The 19,685-nt window shown below is 58.0% G+C and carries 11 protein-coding genes; 5 read left to right on the forward strand and 6 right to left on the reverse strand.

The window, feature by feature from the left end; genetic code table 11:
- The first annotated feature begins 1 nt into the window (after position 1).
- A complete protein-coding gene (locus tag HCX89_RS19755) occupies positions 2-2,857 on the forward strand; it encodes a pitrilysin family protein (protein ID WP_167717144.1) in 2,856 nt (951 codons plus the stop codon).
- A gap of 135 nt (positions 2,858-2,992) precedes the next feature.
- Here HCX89_RS19755 and pbpC read toward each other — a convergent pair whose 3' ends face one another.
- The 5 genes from pbpC to prmA all read right to left on the reverse strand — a co-directional run bounded on the left by pbpC (position 2,993) and on the right by prmA (position 13,530).
- Positions 2,993-5,278, reverse strand: a complete 2,286-nt coding sequence (gene pbpC / locus HCX89_RS19760; RefSeq protein WP_167717145.1) for a penicillin-binding protein 1C — start codon at positions 5,276-5,278, stop codon at positions 2,993-2,995.
- Positions 5,275-10,917 carry an MG2 domain-containing protein gene (locus HCX89_RS19765; protein WP_167717147.1) on the reverse strand — a complete coding sequence of 1,881 codons (5,643 nt, stop codon included), beginning with the start codon at positions 10,915-10,917 and terminating at the stop codon, positions 5,275-5,277. The genes pbpC and HCX89_RS19765 overlap by 4 nt, the downstream gene beginning before the upstream one ends.
- Before the next feature lie 287 nt (positions 10,918-11,204).
- The gene (gene fis / locus HCX89_RS19770) at positions 11,205-11,510 is read right to left on the reverse strand and encodes a DNA-binding transcriptional regulator Fis (protein ID WP_025011339.1); all 306 of its coding nucleotides are present in this window, start codon (positions 11,508-11,510) and stop codon (positions 11,205-11,207) included.
- A gap of 14 nt (positions 11,511-11,524) precedes the next feature.
- Complete coding sequence (gene dusB, locus HCX89_RS19775; protein WP_025011338.1) at positions 11,525-12,496, reverse strand: tRNA dihydrouridine synthase DusB; 972 nt, start codon at positions 12,494-12,496, stop codon at positions 11,525-11,527.
- Between the two features lie 152 nt (positions 12,497-12,648).
- Positions 12,649-13,530, reverse strand: a complete 882-nt coding sequence (gene prmA / locus HCX89_RS19780; protein WP_025011337.1) for a 50S ribosomal protein L11 methyltransferase — start codon at positions 13,528-13,530, stop codon at positions 12,649-12,651.
- A gap of 351 nt (positions 13,531-13,881) precedes the next feature.
- On the opposite strand from prmA, the gene HCX89_RS19785 reads away from it, so the two are divergent.
- The 4 genes from HCX89_RS19785 to HCX89_RS19800 all read left to right on the forward strand — a co-directional run bounded on the left by HCX89_RS19785 (position 13,882) and on the right by HCX89_RS19800 (position 18,221).
- Positions 13,882-14,607, forward strand: a complete 726-nt coding sequence (locus tag HCX89_RS19785) for a fumarate reductase cytochrome b subunit (RefSeq protein WP_025889945.1) — start codon at positions 13,882-13,884, stop codon at positions 14,605-14,607.
- Positions 14,608-14,737: 130 nt separating this feature from the next.
- On the forward strand, positions 14,738-15,403 hold the full coding sequence (locus HCX89_RS19790) for a fumarate reductase cytochrome b subunit (protein ID WP_071238633.1): 666 nt from the start codon (positions 14,738-14,740) through the stop codon (positions 15,401-15,403).
- A 65-nt stretch (positions 15,404-15,468) separates the two neighbouring features.
- Positions 15,469-17,496 carry a fumarate reductase flavoprotein subunit gene (locus HCX89_RS19795; protein ID WP_071238634.1) on the forward strand — a complete coding sequence of 676 codons (2,028 nt, stop codon included), beginning with the start codon at positions 15,469-15,471 and terminating at the stop codon, positions 17,494-17,496.
- Positions 17,493-18,221 (forward strand): fumarate reductase iron-sulfur subunit, encoded by a 729-nt coding sequence (locus HCX89_RS19800; protein ID WP_028781383.1) that lies wholly within the window; start codon positions 17,493-17,495, stop codon positions 18,219-18,221. Before HCX89_RS19795 ends, HCX89_RS19800 begins: the two co-directional genes overlap by 4 nt.
- A 137-nt stretch (positions 18,222-18,358) precedes the next feature.
- Here HCX89_RS19800 and purD read toward each other — a convergent pair whose 3' ends face one another.
- Positions 18,359-19,654, reverse strand: a complete 1,296-nt coding sequence (gene purD, locus HCX89_RS19805; RefSeq protein WP_071238635.1) for a phosphoribosylamine--glycine ligase — start codon at positions 19,652-19,654, stop codon at positions 18,359-18,361.
- Positions 19,655-19,685 lie beyond the last annotated feature (31 nt).

A 19,685-nucleotide genomic window follows, 5' to 3' on the forward strand; every position in this document is an offset into this window, starting at 1 on the left:
AATGAAACTCTTGATAGTATGTTTGCTGGCCGGGTTGCTGCTGGCTTGCCAAAGCACTACTGAGCCGAAACCAGAGTCACAACAACATTCAACGTCACAGCAACCACTCGCCGAGGGCAGCTTGCCACTGAGGCCAGATCTGCAAACTTATACCTTGGCCAACGGTTTACAGGTGATGCTGCTGCCCAAGAAAGATCCGCGGCAAAATGTGGAACTCAGGCTGCTGGTCAAGGCCGGCTCGCTGCAGGAAACTGACGCCCAGCAAGGCTTGGCCCATTTCGTTGAACACATGGCGTTCAAGGGCACAGAGGCGTTTGCGGATCAGCAAAGCTTTAAACAGTTGGAGCAGCAGGGGATCAGCCTTGGCAGTCATGTCAATGCGGTAACCAGCTTTGCTTCCACCGTCTATAAGTTGTCTTTACCCGCCGCCGACGAGCAGCAAGTGGCGTTGGGACTGAAAATCTTATCCCAGTGGGGCCATAAGCTGACATTCGATCCCCAGGCGTTTGAGCGCGAGCGGGAAGTGATTATCGAAGAGTGGCGTCTGCGTCAGGGGCTAGGGCAGAGGATTAACAGCGCCCTGGAGCAACTGCGTTATCAAGGCAGCGAACTGGCCGAGCGTAATCCTATAGGCCTGCCCGAAGTGATCCGCAATGCACCTGTGACCCTGGCCAAGCAGTATTATCAGGACTGGTATCAGCCGCAGAATATGGTGCTGATGATGGCCGGTGAGTTCGATGTCGAAGACGCTCGGCAGCATATCGAGCACTTCTTTGGGCCTATGGCTAAGGGCGACAGTAAAGTCGCCGCCGACTGGGGCGGTTTCGATGCCTCTGCTGCCGAGGTGCAACTGCAAACTGTGTTGGATCCCGAGCAATCGCAGCGTTTCATCCAACTCATGCTGCAACAGCCCTTGCCCGCGCCGCTCAATAGTATCAACGGCCAATGGCGGGACCTGCTCGACAGGCTCTGGCTGGCGGTACTGAACCGTCGTCTTGGCCTGATGGTGGATGAACAGCTGTTTGCCAAGGCGCAGCTCGGCGATCAGAGCGCGGTACTGTCGCCCTCGCGAATTCAGCATCTGGCGATTCTGCACCCGCTCGATGCCGACTATGGCACAGCGTTGCAGCGCTTTGCCACTGAGCTTAAACGTTTGGCGAGCCAAGGGGTGAGCCAAGCTGAGCTGGATGCCGTCAAGGCGCCCTTGCTGGCGCGCTTGCAACAGCAGGCGCTGAGCGAGTCGCGCTATGACAGCGGTTATCTGCTCGAGCAACTGACCAATGCCGTCAGCTTTCAAATGCCTATGCTGAACAAACAGCAAGAGTGGCAGATGACCCAGACCTTTCTCGCCGAGGTCACGCCCGAGCATCTGCAGGCGGCGGTACAGTCTTTGCTGCAACAGGCCGAGGTCAAAATTGCCCTCATAGGGCCGGACACGGACGCCGAAAAGCTCAATAAAAATAGCCTGCTGACCGCCTGGCAACAGGGGCTGGCGAGCACGCCAGGCGCCTTTGCGCTCAAACCCAGGCAACTGACATTGGACTTAACGCCGCCGGCGATGAATAAGGTTGTGGATAGAGCATCACTGCCGGCGCTTGGCGCCTTGCCCAAGGTGCGCAGCGAGCGCTGGCAACTGGCCAATGGCCTGACCTTGCTGCTGCACAGCGATCCTATGCTGACCGATAACATTCAGCTGGATCTGCGCCTTCCCGGTGGTCGCTCTCTGGAGAACCACAACACCAAGGGCTATGTCAGCCAGGCGCTTTACCTGCCATCCTCCTGCGGTATCGGCGAATACTCGGGCCGGGATCTGCTGGCCTTGCAGAAGCAATACGGCATCAGCATCACCCCCTATGCCGAGCTGCTGCATCATGGCCTGCGTGGTCAGGCATCCGCCGATACCCTGGCGCCGCTACTCAAATTATTTACCCTGCGTTTGACTCAGCCCAAGTATTGCCAGGAGGCTTTGAGCAGGCAGCTTCAGGCCATTCAGCAACAGCTGAATCATATGCCCGCCGAGCGGCGCTTTATGGATGCCATCACACAAGCCGCCTTTGAGAACGGAGAGCTGCTATTGATGCAGGGCAGTGACCCTGCATCAGAGCTGGCAAGGCTTGAGCAATTAGATCGGCAACTGCTGGGTGACCCAGGCGCCATGGTGCTGAGTATCAGCGGCAATCTGCCGCTCAAGCAATTGGGCGAGCAGGCCAACCTCTGGCTCGGTCATCTTGCCAAACAGGAGGGCAAAAAGGCGCAGAGCTGGACTGATCGCAACATTCGCCCCAAGGCTGAGTCCATGGAGCGCCGTTACCCCTGGAGCAGCAGCCCGAAAACCATGGTGCAGATCCAATACAGCCAGGATGCGAAGTGGAGTGCGGCAAACAGCATGGCGATGCAACTGATAGAGCAGGTGCTGAACCAAAGGCTGCGGCAGAAACTGCGCACCGAGGCTTCCGGTGTTTATGTGATCCAGATGTCGCAGCTATTGGCGCGTGACCCGGCAGCTTATTATCTGGGACGGCTCAATTTCACCGCGGCGCCTGAGCGGGCCGAGACGCTGGCCGCAGACGCCGACGCCGTAGTGCAGCATCTGGTGCGGGAAGGCATGAGTGTGGCCGAGTTCAAACAGGCCAGGCAAACCCTGGCCGTGTTGCAGCGTCAACAGCGCCAAAGCGCCGCCTTTTGGAGCGCTGCTCTGGCGCAGACCATGGCCGATGACGGGCGACTTCAGGAGCTGGCCGAGACTGAGAACACGCTGAATAAGCTGACGCTGGAGCAGACCAATCAACTGCTGCAACAACTCATGGGACAGCAGAAGAAGGTCTTTATGCTGGAGCCGGCAGCAACACAAGCTTAGCGAGAAAGCTTATCGATTGGCTCATGCCAAGGCTTAAGCCTTGGTCTTACACTATGAATGGAAAAGGCTGGTCGGAAACGATCAGCCTTTTGTTTGCGTGTCGCAGAAATGAGCCTTGCCACCAAGGGAGAGGGCTCAAGGCAGCATGTCTACTCGCAGTAGTCTGCTGGCGCTGCGGCCTTTGTCGTCGCTGACCGATAGTTGGAAGCGTCCTGCTCTGGGTGGGCGCCATTCCAAGGTTTGGCCCGGCAGGCTCTGGCCGAGCAGGCTGTTACCGGCAAACCAGTAGAGTATTTGGCTGTCGGAGGCGGCGTCGGCCTTGAGGGCGATGTGTTCATTGGCCACGCTTTGGCGCAGGCTGTAGGTGACGCCTTTCAAGGGAGAGCGGATAAGCGGGGCCGAGTAGCTGACCGCGACTCTTTGGCTGCAGGCGGCCGGAAGCTCTGGCGGCATCCTGCGGGGTAAACCTGCCTGTTCGAACAGGGCCGCCAAGTCTGACGGCCAGAAGGCAAACACCTCCTGGTGGTGAATTGCCGAGTCGTAGGGTGGGCAGACGGCGGCGCCGGTTTTGTTATCCAGCCACACCGGGCGATGCAAGTTGGAGACCTTGATGGGGGAAACTCCCGGGATATACCAGCCATCGACCAATTTGGGGCACCAAGGGTTGGGCAGCTCGCCGGAGGCGGCGCAGAAGGCTACCTTTTTCACCGTATCCGGCGGCGTGTTGGCCATATCGGCCGTGCCGGGCAGTACGCCCTGCAAGGCATCGCTGAGGGCGAAGAACAGGGGCCCGGCGGTACGGACGCCGACAAAGGCCGGGTTGGGGGTGGCATCGAAGTTGCCCACCCAGACCACCAACACATAGGGGCCTGTGATACCGGCGCTCCAGGCATCGCGATACCCCCAGGAGGTACCTGTTTTCCAGGCCACTGTCCAGTTGCTGCCGGGCAGGCCGTCGGCGCGAGGGTTGTCCTTGAGTATGTCCCGCACCATAAAGGCAGCGGCCGGGCTCAGCAAGCTCTTTCCTTGCGGGCTGATGGGCTGGCTTTGTTGATCCCGCAGCGGGTAGTCATGGCCCTGGCTCGCCAGCATCAGGTACAGCCGCGCCAGCTCTGCCATGGTCAGCTCGCCGCCGCCCAGTGCCAGGGATAAACCATAATGACTTTCACCCCTGAGCCCCTGAATGCCGGCCTGGCGCAGGAAGCCGTAGAGATTGGGTTGGTTCACTTGTCCTGCCAGCCACACGGCCGGCAGATTGCGGCTCTTGACCAGGGCGTCGTGGGCGCTGATGGGGCCGGTAAATCTGTGGTCAAAGTTCTCCGGTTGGAAACTGCCAAAGGCGGTGGGCGCATCCTTGAGTATGCTCAGCGGATGTATGAGCCCCTGATCTATGCCCAGGCCAAACAGAAATGGCTTCAGGGTTGAGCCCGGCGAGCGGCGGGCGCTGACGCCGTCCACCTGGCCTTGGATATCGGTATCGAAGAAGTCTGCCGAGCCTATCCAGGCTTTGATGCTCTGATCGCGGCTGTCCACCAGGATTGCGGCGGCATTCTTGACCCCAAGATGGCGCTGGCTTTCGATATACAGCCCAAGGCGCCGTTCCAGCAAGGCCTGCAGGCTGACGTCCAGGGTGCTGTGAATTAGGGTGTCACTATTATCCCGCAGCAGGCGGCGGCTGAAATGCGGCGCCAGAAATGGTAGCTCAGTGCGGTCATGGCCGATGGCGGTGAGGGTCAACAGGCCGCTGTTGCGGGGATCGTCGCGATAGCTTTGTTGCCAGAGCAACGCCAGACGGTCGCGGGCATCCTGAAAGTCGGCACCGAAGCGGGCGCGCCGTGCCGGGCTTTGCGGCATGACCGCCAGGCTGAGGGCTTCACTGAGTGACAGCTCACCGGCGTCTTTATGAAAGTAGATGCGGCTGGCAGCGCCAACACCTTCAATATTGCCGCCCATGGGCGCCAGATTGAGATAGGCCTCGAGAATATCATGCTTGGAGTAACGCAGTTCCAGCCAGAACGCCGCCAGCATCTGCTGCAGTTTCCCGGCAACCTGGCGGCTGTTGATGTTGTAAACCCGCCGGGCCAGCTGCATGGTCAGGGTCGAAGCGCCCTGGCGATCATCCTTAAGATAGGTAGCGACTATCGCCCTGGCGGTGGCCGCCGGGTTGATGCCGGGGTGGAAGTAAAAATAGCGGTCTTCCTTGAGCAAGATGGCTTGCACCATGTTGTCTGAAACCCCTTCCAGGGGTTGCCAGAGCCGATACTGGCCATCACTGGCCAGCGTCAGCCGCAGCAGACTGCCATCGGCGGCCAATACCATGCGGGAGCTGGGCGCCAGCTTTGAAAAAGGTTGTGCCGGCCAGAGTCTCAGCCCCAGCAGCAAGGCTGCCAGGGCCAGCAGGCACAAATAGCGGCGTTTCATGGCGCTTCGATCACCAACTCACCGCTTGGGCCCTGAGCCTGAACCAGGGGATCATACAGCCCCTCGGCATAGGCGGGCGGCACCTGGAACTGGCCGACATTGGTGGCCCGTACCTTGTAGACAAAGGTTTTGGCATCGCGCCAGGCGGTACCGTAGAGCACCAGGCGGTCTTCGCGTACATTGAGCCACTGTGGCGACCAGTCGCTGTGCTGAGCCATGCCCACAGGCGGCTGCCAGCCGTCGAAGCTGTCATCCTTGTCACGATAAACCGGCTCCACGCCGCCGGGCAGTAGATCTATTACTACCACCTGCTGCAACTTGTCCATATCTGTGGCGCGCAGCCGCAGCCTGACCAGGAATTCATCCCCGACCTTGACCTTGGCAAGAGGTTGCTGTTCCAGGGTCAGATAGTCGCGGCTCACCTCCAGCCCCTGGCTGAAAGGCTTGGCCGGGCTTTGGTCAAATCCCTGCTGGCTAAGAAGATAGAAGGCATCATTAGTGCCGGTTTTCTGGTATTTCACCTCTTCACTGCCGAGGGGCAACTTAGCCTTGGGTAGACTCAGTGCCTGCCAGGCCTTATCGACCAGGGCTTGCATGGCCAGCCCCTGATCGCCGCGGGAGTTATCCAGAGCGGTCAGCGCCCGCACCAGAGTACCGGCAGACAGCGAGCTGTAACGCTGCTCGCTGAGCCACTGGCCCATGCGCGGCAGCAACTGTTCCGGCAGGTCATCCAGGCGCTGTGGCGCCTGACGGGCGATGAGTGTCAGCAGCTGGGCATCGTGCACCATGGGATCCAGGTAGAGGCCGAGGCGCTGGGGCTTATCCTCAAGCAGCTGCCACTTCTGCGCCTGCCACAGTGGCTCGGCCAACTGTTGCTGCTGCATCAGGGTAAAGCTGGCGGCCAGCCAGGCACTGGCGATGTCTGCTTGCCAATCCTTAGGATAGTAGCGCTGCAAACGCTCGCGGATGTCGGCCAGGGCGCCGCTCACCTGCACCCCCTGGCGGGCCAGCAGATACGCGCCATAGGCACGTTCGCGCAGTTCATCCAGGCCGCTGCTGGGGCCAGAGCTCACGCTCGACAGATAGCTGTTGGCCTTGTCCAGTAGATCCTGTGGCACGGGGTAACCCTGGGCCTTGGCGTCCAGCAGCATGTCTACCACATACAAGGCCACCATAGGCTCGACTATCGGGTTGGCGGCCCAGAGACCGAAGCCGCCGCTGCTGTTCTGGCGGCTTCGCAACTGGCCAATGAGTTGGTTAAAGTCATTGAGATTATCCTGAGGCTTGCCCAGCAGCAGTGCCGGTACGGCTTTGGATACCAACTGTTCGGTACAGGCGTGAGGATAGTTGTCCAGATAGTGGCTCAGCCCCTGAGCCCAAACCAGCGGACTGTTGCCAAGGGCCGCTTCCACCTTGCTGAACGGCGTAAACAGCTGACGGTCAAGTTTGAGCTTGGCTTCGGAGCGGTCGAGCACAGCCGTGGCCAGGGTTAAACGGTGGGGCGTTAACGGCCGTACCGAGATGCTCTCGCTGATCTTGAGCTCGCCTTCGCTGGTGGCCAGCTTCCAGTGGAGTTCTCCTTGACCCAGATTTTCGCCTGCCTTGACGGCAAAGTGCGCCGTGGCTTCACGGCCCGGTTCGATATGGAACTGCTGCGGTTGCAGGTCGCTGCGAAGGGCGCCGCTCAGGCTGAGGGTCAGGGTAACATCCTGCGCTTCGGCTTCTGTGTTATAGAGTCCCACAGTAACATCGGCGGTGTCGCCGGGTGCCAGGAAAGCCGGCACATTGGGGCTCATCACCACAGGCGCCTTGACCGCGACACTGGCCTCGCTGGTGCCTATGCCGCCTTCGGTGGCACTGACGGCAAAGAAGCGGATACTGCCGTTGAAGCTGTCGGGCACTGTATATTGCAGCCGCTGCTCTCCGGCGGCCAACTCACGAATACCCGACCAGTAGACCACAGGCTTGGCGCGCTTGCGTTTGAAGGGGTTGAGGTTGGCTGCCAGCAGCGCGGCGGCGTCACCTCCGGGGGCGGCCTGGCGCATCAGCACCTTGAGATCCGGCAGCAGCAGGTCGAGAATTTGGCTGGAATCTACGCTGAGAGCCTTCTTGTCGAAGAAGTGCGCCAGTGGATCCGGCGCTTCATAGCGGGCCACCTGCAAAATACCGGCATCAACCCCGAATACCACGACTCTGGCTTTGCTTGGCAGCTTGAGGTCGATATCCAGTTGCGTCCCGGGTTTAACCTTTTCCGGCAGGCTCAGGGCGATGGCCTGACGCCGCTCACCGAGATCCACCTTAAAGGGTTTCACGGCATAGGACAGCGGGCTCATAAAGACTTCTTCCGAGTCCGGTGCCCGCAGGAACTGCACATTGATATAGGCATTGCCCTCAATGCCTTGCGGCAGGGTAATGCTCTGTAACGAACGGGTGCTGTCGGCCTTGAACCATTTGAAGGCGTAAACCTTGTCTCTCTCTATGGTGATGAGTCCGGCGCCGCTGTAAGGGGCCTGAATCGCCACCTGAATGCTTTCACCCGGCAGATATTCTGCCTTGTTTAGCGTCAGTTCCAGCTCGGCGTTGCGCTCCAGCGTGCGACTGGCGTTGCCGCTGCCGGCAACGCTGTAATCTATTTGGTTCAACTGGCGGCCGTTTTCATCCAGCAGTCGCAGGCGGTAGTCACCCGGCTCCCTGGTGTCGAGTTCCAATTGGCCACCGCTTGCGGCCAGACTCAGGGCAGTGCTGCCCAGCAGTTTGTCTTTGCGGCGCGATTCATAGCGGTAGGTGCCGTCATTCTGTTTCACCAACACAGACACCCAGCGCCGGGCGATACGCTCGACTTTGAGCTCAGTAGCCACACCTTGAAGGTTCTGGCCAACGGCTTGCAGGTTGAGCACACGCTTGCCGTCTTTGCTGATGAAATCCAGAGCGCCATCGCTCTTGTAGCCCAGTAACCAGTCGGCATCGGATACCAGTAGCTGGTCTTGGGCGCTGACACCGTGGCCTGAGCCGGCTTCAAATACCCGAGCCAGCAAGTGCAGCTTGTAAGTGCTGCCGGCAAAGCGGTCCAGCGCCAAGTCCAGGCTGGCCTTGCCTTCGCCGTCTGTGGTGGTTTCGCTCAAGTCTTCGCGGAACGATTCCTTGAGCTTGCCCAATACCCCAAAGCGATAGCCGGGCCAGGCTTTGAAGCTAATATCTGTTGGTGACAGCACCATCTCGCCGCTGACTCGGCGATCGCTCGCCGGGCCACCGAAGAGTTGCTCGGCCAAGACCTCGGCCTTGAGTTGCTGTGGCTTGCGCCAGCCTTCAAACTGCTTGTCGGTGCCCAGAGAGACCCGCACCTTGATGCGATCCGGCTCGAAGTCGCGCACCTTGAAGGTGACATCCCCCAGACGCGTGAGGCGGTATCTGTCTTTGATGAGGGACAGAGTGGCGAGATAGTCACCGGCAACCGCGGTTTCGCCGGCGCTGAAGTCCAGGCTGTCAAAGCCGCTGCCATCGAGTTTGAAGGTGCGATCCAGCACGGTTACACCGCGGGGATCGGTGATCTGCATTTTCACCGGCAGGCCACCCAGGGCGGTACTCCAGTCCTGACCCCGCACCAAACTGGCGATATGGGCCGTTTCACCGGGGCGATACAGCCCGCGGTCGGTGAAGAGGTAGGCTCTCAGGGCGCCGGGATCGTCGCTCTCATAGCTGCCGCCGGTGTCGAAACGGGACAGATTGAGCTGGCGACGCCAATCAGCCAGCGGCAAGAAGGAGAGATCGCCATCCTTTTCGACCTGATAGTAGAGCGGGGTCTTTTCCCGGCGCAGCTCGCCAAGCTTGGCAAAGCCTGTATGACCGCGTTCATCGGTCAAAGCCTCGGCTACCGGCAAACCGTTGCGGCCGATGACGGCCACCCGGGCTCCGGCCACCGGAGTCCCCTTGCCGAGGGATTGCACGAACAGATCTTGGCTGCCATCACGGCTGCGTTTGGCGAGTATGCCCAGATCTGTCACGACCACAAAGCGCAGATCGTGGGCCTCGGTTTGGTAATAGTCGAAGGTTTGGCTGTCTCTTTCATCGGCCGGAGTAAGCTTGACCACAAAGATGCCGCGCTTGTCCTTGAAGAAGGGCTTGAGGTCGACGCTGCCGTAGAGCGTCTTGCTGGGATCGCGCCCGGTAAGCTGTTGCTTGAACACCTGACGAGTGACCAAACGGTCGAAATCTGTGTTGTTTAGGTAGGGCTCGGCAAAGCTGCCCGAGCTTTGATCTATCAGGGCATTGAGCTGATCAGGCAGTAGCTGGGCGACCTCAATCTGCACCTTTTGCACCCCTCGGGCCAAATAGCCGAGGCGTTGATCGTCGTCCAGAGTCAGCAAGGAGCCTTCGCCGAGGAAGTTGAGCGCCTTGGGATACTGCGGCATTCGTAGCACAGTCAGCACTGCATCGCGGGACAGATAACCCCCTTGGCCTTCGACTTCCTTATCCACCATTACCGCCACGTAGCGATCGACCGGAGCTTTCAGCTTGAAGCTGTGTAATTGGTTGAGGCCTTCGGCACCGGGGATCTGGGTCAAGGTCAGTTTGTCGGCCTTGGCCAGTACCTGTTCGGTGACATTTTCCTGATACCAGTGACGGCTTCCCTTGGGATTTTTCACCGGCAGCAACCAGGCATGTACTTTGCCTTGAAGCGCTTCGTCGTTGACCGGACGTGAGCTTTCCATCGTCAGCACCGGCTCGGGTTCATCCTTGTCGTTGTAGGCGAAGTTGACCTGAGCTTGTTTAAAACTCAGCTGATAACGGCCGGGAACCTCTACTTGCCATTGGCTCTTGCCTGCCTTGTTGCCGCCGCTGGCCGCCTGGATCCCTTTGCTGACTTCCAGGGTTACAGTGCTCTGCTCAAGTGGCGTGGCGAGCGCAGGAGAATGTATGTAAGCGAACAGATGCTTGTCATCGAAGGTGACCTCGGTGTCGCCATTGCCGCTGTAGGTCAAGCCGGGGCTCAGCAATATCGCCAGTTGAGGTTTGACCGAGGCCGTATCCACCGGGTGGCTGAAGGCCAGGGTGGCGACCAGCTTTTGAATACTCGGCTGGGCCGGATCCTGGTACAGGCGCCCCTCAGAGATGGTGGCCGTGAAGGCGGCTGTGCTGAATTCGCTCTGGTATTTATCCAGTAAGATATGGTCTGCCAGCAGCTGCTTCTTATCCAGGCTGACTGCGAACTTTTCCGCAATCGGCCAGTCGTTATCCGGAGTAAATTGCAGATGTTTGTCACTGGCCCAGCGCCACTGTCCGGCGAGTTGGGGGCTGAGACTGACGCCCTTGGAGACAGGTTTGCCTATGACATCCAAAGGCGCGACCGAACCACTGAAGGTCAGGGTCAAGGGAGCGACCTGAGGTTTGGTCTGGTGGTAATCGGTTAGCCGCGGCGCCTTGAGCGTATAGTGCAGGGTATAGGGCTTGGGTAAATGCTGGTACCAATACCAGCCACCCCAGCAAAGCACAGTCAATACAGATAGCAGCAGTAGGCTTCCCAAGGCTTTAAAGGGATGCTTTATGCACCAATGCATCCAGGGCGGAGCCTGCCAGTGACCAAAAACGGCAGCGAGAACTCGCCAAACTACCGAGAAGAAATTTCCTATAAGCTGTCCCATCGTTCCGTGTCCTTGCTGTGTCTCGTAGCGCTATCGCCAAGTTGGCTGACGTTTTAAAGATGTCGGTCGCCGATGTCAATCAGACCGGGCCTATGCTGTGATGCCCTATTCGATATCGCCTCTGCAACTGAGACTCCATGGTACAACAATCGGGCTGATTTTTATCCGTGTTACTTTGATAAGTCGGTGGCGATCAACAATATAGTGTCTTCATGGAGGGTAAAACAAAAAAGGCTTACCGTTTTATGGGTAAACCTTTTTAGTTACAGCATCTAGCGAACTGGTGATCAGTTCATGCCGTATTTTTTCAGCTTCTTGCGCAGTGTGCCGCGGTTGATGCCCAGCATGTTGGCGGCGCGGGTCTGGTTGCCACGAGTGTGCTGCATAATGATATCAAGCAGAGGTGCTTCAACTTCGCATAGCACCATTTCATAAACTTCCTGAGCTTCTTGACCGTCCAACTGAGCGAAGAAGTTGCTGACAGCGCGCTTTACAGCGTCGCGCAGTAACTGGGGCTTGATGGTGCCGTTAGCGGTTTCGATTTTGCCTACGGTAAGCTGATGAGCTTCTGTGTGAGTTGTCTGATCAAACATTCGTATTCTGCTCTTTATTTATCTAGTACACATTCATCAAAAAAACGTTCCACCATGGAACATTGTTCTGCAGCGGTTTCCAGCCGGTTAAAGTCGGCACGGAACTGGCGCTGTTCTTCCTGGTCCAGGTACCATCCCATATGTTTTCTGGCGAAGCGGACGCCCTTTACTTCCCCATATAAATCATACAGTTTGGTTAGGTGTTCCAGCATCACTTGACGCTGCTCTGCCATCCCTATGGGCGCTAGCTTGCTACCTGTGTCCAGGTAATGCTGGATCTCTCTGAAAATCCAAGGCCTTCCCTGGGCACCCCGTCCTATCATCAGGGCATCGACACCTGTGTAATCCAGCACGAAACGCGCCTTCTCCGGACTATCGATGTCCCCGTTGGCGACAACAGGAATCGAGACATTCTGTTTGATTGCCTTGATGGTGTCGTACTCGGCATGACCCTTGTACATGCATTGGCGGGTGCGGCCATGAACCGCGAGCGCCGTAATGCCACTCTCTTCGGCAATCCGGGCGATTTGAACACCATTTCTGTGTTCTGGGGCCCAGCCCGTGCGAATCTTCAGCGTTACCGGCACATCCACTGCGGCAACCACGGCATCCAGTATTTTCTTTACCAGTTCCGGCGATTGCAGCAGGGCAGAACCCGCGAGCTTTTTATTCACTTTTTTTGCCGGACAACCCATGTTGATATCTATGATTTGGGCGCCTTGCTCCACATTGTAGCGGGCGGCCCAAGCCATATTATCGGGGTCAGCCCCGGCGATTTGTACTGAGCGTATGCCTTCTTCACCCGAGTGCGTCATTCTCTGGCGGCTCTTGTCCGTGTCCCAAAGGTCGGGATTGGACGAAAGCATCTCTGACACTGCCATGGCAGCACCATAACGGATACAGAGATTGCGGAAGGCCTGATCGGTGACACCTGCCATTGGTGCCACGATCAGCTGATTCTTCAGTTGATAGGGTCCAATCTGCATTTTGCTGTTTCACCTTGCTCTTCAAAGGGGCGCTATAGTACGCCTTTTTGGCAGCGGTGAAAAGGTCAATAAATGACCTGAGCAAAACTTTTTTACTTGACTTTTGATTGGTGGGAAGTCAGCGCCAGTGCGCTCTGGCGCCGCCTTTACCGCTATTTGCGTACTCCTGTCAAGCGGCTCCAATCTTCTTTGTGAACGGCTTCGTCCATCTCGAACCATTGAGCGTAAAATTCGCGGATCTCTTCGGCTTGTTCCTGCAGTAAACCGGACAGCGCCAGTTTGCCACCCGGACGAACCAACTCGGCGATCAGGGGGGCCAGTTCCCGCAGCGGTCCGGCCAGAATATTGGCTACCAACACATCGGCCTGAATACCTTTGGGTTGATCTTCAGGCAGATAGAGGCTGAGTCTGTCATCCACGCCGTTGCGCTTGGCATTGTCGCGGGAGGCGTCTATAGCCTGGTAGTCTATGTCTATGCCTATGGCGTTGGTTGCGCCCAGCTTGAGACCTGCGACTGCCAGAATGCCGGAACCGCAGCCGAAGTCGACCAGCTGTTTACCTTGCAGATCCAGGCCATCGAGCCACTCCAGGCACAGGGCCGTTGTGGGATGAGTGCCTGTGCCAAAGGCCAGGCCGGGATCCAAGATGACGTTGACGGCTTCAGGCTCCGGGATTTCACGCCAGCTGGGACAGATCCACAGGCGCTTTCCGAACTGAATGGGGTGGAAGCTGTCCATCCATTCGCGTACCCAGTCTTTATCTTCTATCTGCTCTATCTTGTAGTTCAGCTTGCCTTCGAGGAAGGGCAGTTGCTTGAGCATCTCGACTGTGGGAGTCAGATCTGTGCCGGCATCGAACAGAGCGACCACCACAGTGTCGGCCCAAAGTGGGGTTTCTCCCAGTTTGGGCTCAAAAATCGGCGTATCTTTACCATCTTCAAAGGTGATGGACACGCTGCCTTCCTCCAGCAACAGGTCGCTGAGTGTCTCGGCGTGCTCGCTGCTGCTGTGGATGCGTAACTGGATCCAGGGCATGGAATCTTCTCTCGTGGGGGACAATAAAGCGCTATTGTAAGCCATAGGCTGCCGGCCTTGCCAGCACACCGGGGTAAAGAGGGCGGAGTGAAACCCGGTTTCAGGTTTACTCGGTCAGCGGTTGGATTTACGGTAATTTGCTGTCTTTTTTGTTTTAAAGTTTCAAATAAACGTTTGATTTGTAGTGGATAATTGGTATTACCTCTGTTTTGCTGAAAGTGGTTTATTTGTGAGCGTGATCAGATAATCCCCCACTTTCGATTGAGGCAGGTCACATTCAGACTCCTTGGGCATTGGCGCAGTTTGGCTGTGAGTTATGTTGTAGATCCCAAGGATCTGTACCCAAAAAACATGCTGACAAAATATCACATCCCCGAGCGCTGGCTCGGTCATGCCAACAGCCACCACTGGTCGGCCAGAGCCGATCGCCTGCAGAGTGCCAGCGGCATTTTGCTGGGCATGTTTCTGTTGGCGCATCTTCACTTCGAATCCAGCATCATGCTGGGTAAAGAGGCTTTCTATAAGGTAGTGCAGGTGCTGGAAGGCGGTTGGTTCAGTGCCAGTGGCCACGGTTACCCACTGCTGACGCAACTCTTCTCTGTGTTTATTCTGCTGGTGGTGATACTGCATGCCGCCATGGCGCTGAGGCGCTTTCCGGCGCAGCTCGGCCAATGGCGGGCGCTGCGCAGCCATCTGCATCTGATCAAACACCGCGACAGCCACGCCTGGTTCTGGCAGTTGGCTACCGGCTTTATCCTGTTCTTCCTGGTGCCCATGCACCTGGTCACCATGATAGCCAATCCGGAAATCGGCCCCAATATGTCGGCCTACCGAGTCTGGCACGACAACACCTGGCTGCTGTATATCCTGCTGCTGCCTGCGGTGGTGATCCACGCCATGATAGGTCTGTATCGGGTGGCGGTGAAATGGGGCCTCAGCTTTAACCGCACTGGCCTGAGGAAAATAGCCAAGCTATTGATTGTATACCTTATTGTGCTTGGTTTAGGCAGTTTGGTGACCTATATGCTGCTAGGCAATGAGCTGAGCCTGCCGTTGCAGCCGTTTGTTCCCGGTTAACTCAATATCAGTTAAAGGTAAATTAACCGGCAGAAGTTTGATCTGCCTCAGGGTTCGTTCGCCCTTTGTGATCCACATTGGTTTTACTATCTTTAAGCGGTTAAGCCATTGGATGACAGGGGGAATACGGATGATACGACTGAGTGAGCGCTGGGGCGGCTGGTTGGATCTGGGGCAGAGTGCTTCAGGCGTGTTGTTGGCGCTGTTTTTGTGGACTCACCTGTTGCTGGTGTCTTCAATATTGCTGGGGGCACCGGCAATGGAATGGGTGGCCCGCAACATGGAGCTGAGTTTTCTCAGTGATGATGGCCACGGCTATCCCTGGGTGGTGAGCCTGATAGCCATAGCCGTTGCCGGGTTGGCGTTACTGCATGTGTTGGTGGCCTTGCACAAGTTGCCTCTGTCGCTCAGGCAGCAAAAGGCTCTGAAACAGCAACTAGTGCAAATTGATCATGGCGATACCCGCTTGTGGGTGTGGCAGGCCGCTACCGGAGTGGTGATTTTGCTGCTGCTTCCTGTGCATCTTTGGTTGGTGGGTTCGGCCCCGGAAACCATAGGGCCACAGGGCTCGGCCGACAGGATTTGGAACCAGTATGCCTGGGCCTTGTACCTGCCACTACTGCTGACAGTGGAGTTACATGCCGCCATAGGACTGTACCGGGTGGCATTGAAATGGGGCGCGACGCGGGATCTCAACAGCCGGGCGCGCCTTAGAAAAATTAAAACCATACTCAGTGTGGCGTTTGTCGCCGTAGGTCTGGCGTCCTTGCTGGCCTTTTGGCCCCACGCGAGCTGAGTATCGATAACCCAAACAGATAGCTTTAGGGTAAACGGCATTGGGCCGTCCCATAAGGAGTGTGCGTGAAACTCATCTATACGGATTCGTTGGTTGTCGGCGCCGGATTGGCGGGGCTGCGGGTAGCCATCGCTTCCAAAGAGCGTGGCCTGGATACCCTGGTACTGTCGCTGATCCCTGCCAAGCGTTCCCACTCGGCCGCGGCCCAGGGCGGCATGCAGGCCAGTCTCGGCAATACCGTCAAGGGCATGGGCGACAGCGAAGATGTGCATTTTCAGGACACGGTCAAAGGCTCAGACTGGGGCTGCGATCAGCAGGTGGCACGAATGTTCGCCCACTGTGCTCCCAAGGCGGTCCGTGAGCTGGCCAACTGGGGCGTACCCTGGACCAGGGTGACTGCCGGGCCGCGTCAAGTAGTGGTCAATGCCGAAAAAGTAACTCTGGAAGAAGCCGCCGAGGCTCACGGGCTGATCAACGCCCGCGACTTTGGCGGCACCAAGAAATGGCGCACCTGTTACACCGCCGATGGTACCGGCCACTCGCTGCTGTATGCGGTGGACAATAAGGCGATCTCCATGGAGATCCCAGTGCATGAGCGGGTCGAGGCGCTGAAACTCATTCACGACGGCAGCCGCTGCCATGGGGTCATTGCCCGCTGTTTGATCACAGGTGAACTCAGGGCCTATATCGCCCGGGCCACCACCATAGCCACAGGTGGCTACGGCCGTATCTATGAGGTGTCCACCAATGCGGTGATCTGTGAGGGCATAGGCCAGGCGCTGGCGCTGGAAACCGGGGTCGCGACCCTTGGCAATATGGAAGCCGTACAGTTCCACCCCACGGCCATAGTGCCAGTGGGCATTCTGACCACAGAGGGCTGCCGCGGAGACGGTGGCTTGCTGCGGGATAAAGACGGCTACCGCTTTATGCCAGACTATGAGCCGGAAAAGAAAGAGCTGGCCTCGCGTGACGTGGTATCACGGCGGATGACAGAACATATGCGTAAGGGCAAGGGAGTCGACAGCCCCTATGGCCCGCACCTGTGGTTGGATATCACCCTGCTGGGGCGCAAGCATGTGGAAACCAACCTGCGGGAAGTCAAAGAGATCTGCGAGAACTTCCTCGGCATAGATCCGGCCGAAGAGTGGATCCCGGTGCGGCCGACCCAGCACTATTCCATGGGCGGCATTCGCACCAATCACACAGGAGAGAGCCCGCAGCTCAAGGGGCTGTTCAGTGTCGGTGAGGCAGCCTGTTGGGACATGCATGGCTTTAACCGTTTGGGCGGTAATTCGCTGGCGGAAACCGTGGTCGGCGGCATGATCATAGGCAAATATGTGGCCGACTTCTGCGAGCAGGAGGAGCTGGTGCTGGATACGGCGCTGGTGCAGCGTTTCCGTGATGAGCTCAACCAGGAAATAGACGAGTTGCTGGCTCGGGAGCAGGGCGAGAGCCCGTTTGAGCTCAAGCGCCTGATGCAAAGAGTGATGATGGACTATGTCGGCATCTTCCGTAACGGCCCAGAGCTGGAAAAGGCGGTGGCCGAACTCAAGGATTTGCTGGCTCGCTCGCGCAATATTGTCGTTACCTGCAAGAAGCGCCACGCCAACCCCGAGTTGGTCGAGGCCTTACGGGTCAGGCGTATGCTTAAGGTGGCGCTGACTGTGGCCTGCGGCGCCCTGGCGCGTACCGAGAGTCGTGGCGCCCATGCCCGCGAGGATTACCCGCAGCGTAACGACAAAGACTGGCTCAGCCGTACCCTGGCCAGCTGGCCGGACCCCGACGCGCTGGAGCCTGTGCTCAGCTACGAGGCGCTGGATGTGATGCAGATGGAACTGCCGCCCGGTTATCGCGGCTATGGTGCCGACAATGCCATTGCCCATCCGGATACCGCCAAACGCGAGCAGGAGATTGCTGCCATTCTCGCGTCTCTGGGGCCGGATGCCGGTGCTGAAGACAAGCAGCGGGCACTGATGCCGTTCGAACTGCCGGAAAGCCTGCGCCCCGGCAACGAGCGCCTGAGCGACCGTCTGGCTTGCCCACAGACTTCAACCCCTTCTCAGCCTAACCCTGCCGGAGATGACAACGCATGAGTGGTCGCACTTTAACCTTCAGGATCTTCCGTTACGACCCACAGCAAGCGGGAGACAAGCCACAAATGGTGGACTATCAACTGCAAGAAACACCGGGGATGACGGTATTTATCGCCCTCAATCGCCTCAGGGAGGAGCAGGACCCATCGTTGCAGTTCGACTTTGTCTGTCGCGCCGGGATTTGCGGCAGCTGCGCCATGGTGATCAACGGCTTTCCTACCTTGGCTTGCCGCACCTTGACCGCCAAATATCCAGATGGACTGATCACCCTGATGCCGCTGCCAGGCTTTGAGCTAATAGGGGATCTGTCGGTCAACACAGGCAAGTTTATGCGTGAGCTGGCTGAAAGGCTCAAGCTGTGGCTGCATCCCAAGCCGGATCAGCAGGATATCCACCATCTGGAAGCCCCGATGGACCCGGAGGAAGCCGCCAGACTCTATGAACTGGAGCGCTGTGTGGAGTGCGGTGTCTGCGTCTCGGCCTGCGCCACCAAGCAGATGCGCGACACCTTTGTCGGCGCAGTCGGCATGATGAAAATCGCTCGTTTCGAGCTGGATAGCCGCGATGCCCGCAGCGCCGAGGACTTCTACCATGTGATAGGCAATCAGGATGGGGTGTTCGGTTGTATGACCCTGCTGGGATGTCAGGACAACTGTCCTAAAGACTTGCCCCATATGCAGCAGATAGCCTACCTGCGCCGCAAGATGGCCAGTACCTTGCTTTAAAGTGATTAAGCAATCAGAAAACTATGCCTTCAGAGAACTAAGCCCTTAAAGAGCTAAGCTGAGGTTCAAACAGAAAAGCCCGGAAAATTCCGGGCTTTTTTGTTGACTGTTGAGTCTGGCTAACTGAGTGAAAGCCGTTATGCCTGCTCGCGGGCGATGGCGCGATAGCCTATGTCGGTTCTGAAGTAGACATCGTCCCAATGGACTTCATCCACCAGGGCATAAGCGGCCTGCTGGGCCTCGGTCACTGTGTTGCCCAAAGCCGTGGCGCACAATACCCGGCCGCCATTGGTGACTACATGGCCATCGACCATCTTGGTACCGGCGTGGAACACCTTGGCTTCATTATTGCCGAGCGACAGCCCTTCGATAACATCACCCTTGCGGTAATCATCCGGATAGCCCCCGGCGGCCATGACCACACCGACGGCGGCACGCTGATCATATTCGGCGCTGACCTTGTCCAGCTCACCACGGCAGGCGGCCAGGCAGAGCTCCACCAGATCCGACTTGAGGCGCATCATGATAGGTTGAGTCTCGGGGTCGCCAAAGCGGCAGTTGTATTCCAGCACCTTGGCGCTGCCATCGGCGGCAACCATCAAGCCGGCATAGAGGAAGCCTGTGTAGACATTGCCTTCGGCGGCCATGCCGTCAACCGTTGGCCGGATAACATTGGCCATGACCCAATCGTGCACTGTTTGGGTGACGACCGGCGCCGGGGAGTAAGCACCCATGCCGCCTGTGTTGGGGCCGTTGTCGGCGTTGTCACGAGCTTTGTGATCCTGGCTGGTGGCCATAGGCAGAATATTGTTGCCGTCGACCATCACGATAAAGCTGGCTTCTTCGCCGCGCAGAAACTCCTCAACGACCACTCTGGAGCCGGCTTCGCCGAACTTGTTGCCTGCCAGCATATCGTCGATGGCGGCATCGGCCTCGGTTTGATCCTGGGCGATGATCACCCCTTTACCTGCGGCCAGACCATCGGCCTTGATTACCACAGGGAAACCTGTGCGACCGGCAAGCTCGGCGACATAGGCCTTGGCCGGGGCAATTTCAGTGAAGTTCTGGTAGTCGGCGGTTGGGATCCGGTGGCGGGCAAGAAAGTCTTTGGTAAAGGCCTTGGAGCCTTCCAGTTGCGCTGCCGCTTCGGTGGGGCCAAAGATATTCAGACCTTCGGCGCGGAAGGCATCGACCACTCCCAGTACCAGAGGGGCCTCTGGGCCGACTATGGTGAGGGCTATCTGTTGTTGCTTGGCAAAGGCCAGCAGCGCCGGGATATCCGTGGCTTCTATCGCCAGGTTTTCCAGCTTGGGCTCCAGCGCCGTGCCGGCATTCCCCGGAGCAACAAATACGGTTTCCACGGCGGCAGATTGCGCTGCCTTCCAGGCCAGGGCATGTTCACGACCACCACCACCAATCACGAGTACTTGCATCTTCTTATCCTTTTTCGCTTAACGCCTTGCG

It is taken from the genome of Shewanella sp. Iso12 (genome assembly GCF_012030025.1).
GTDB lineage: Bacteria > Pseudomonadota > Gammaproteobacteria > Enterobacterales > Shewanellaceae > Shewanella > Shewanella algae.

Excerpts from the sequence above, each read along its gene's own strand:
- HCX89_RS19755 (WP_167717144.1), top strand. The coding sequence starts at position 2 with ATGAAACTCTTGATAGTATGTTTGCTGGCCGGGTTGCTGCTGGCTTGC.
- pbpC (WP_167717145.1), bottom strand. The coding sequence starts at position 5,278 with ATGAAACGCCGCTATTTGTGCCTGCTGGCCCTGGCAGCCTTGCTGCTG.
- HCX89_RS19765 (WP_167717147.1), bottom strand. The coding sequence starts at position 10,917 with ATGGGACAGCTTATAGGAAATTTCTTCTCGGTAGTTTGGCGAGTTCTC.
- fis (WP_025011339.1), bottom strand. The coding sequence starts at position 11,510 with ATGTTTGATCAGACAACTCACACAGAAGCTCATCAGCTTACCGTAGGC.
- dusB (WP_025011338.1), bottom strand. The coding sequence starts at position 12,496 with ATGCAGATTGGACCCTATCAACTGAAGAATCAGCTGATCGTGGCACCA.
- prmA (WP_025011337.1), bottom strand. The coding sequence starts at position 13,530 with ATGCCCTGGATCCAGTTACGCATCCACAGCAGCAGCGAGCACGCCGAG.
- HCX89_RS19785 (WP_025889945.1), top strand. The coding sequence starts at position 13,882 with ATGCTGACAAAATATCACATCCCCGAGCGCTGGCTCGGTCATGCCAAC.
- HCX89_RS19790 (WP_071238633.1), top strand. The coding sequence starts at position 14,738 with ATGATACGACTGAGTGAGCGCTGGGGCGGCTGGTTGGATCTGGGGCAG.
- HCX89_RS19800 (WP_028781383.1), top strand. The coding sequence starts at position 17,493 with ATGAGTGGTCGCACTTTAACCTTCAGGATCTTCCGTTACGACCCACAG.
- purD (WP_071238635.1), bottom strand. The coding sequence starts at position 19,654 with ATGCAAGTACTCGTGATTGGTGGTGGTGGTCGTGAACATGCCCTGGCC.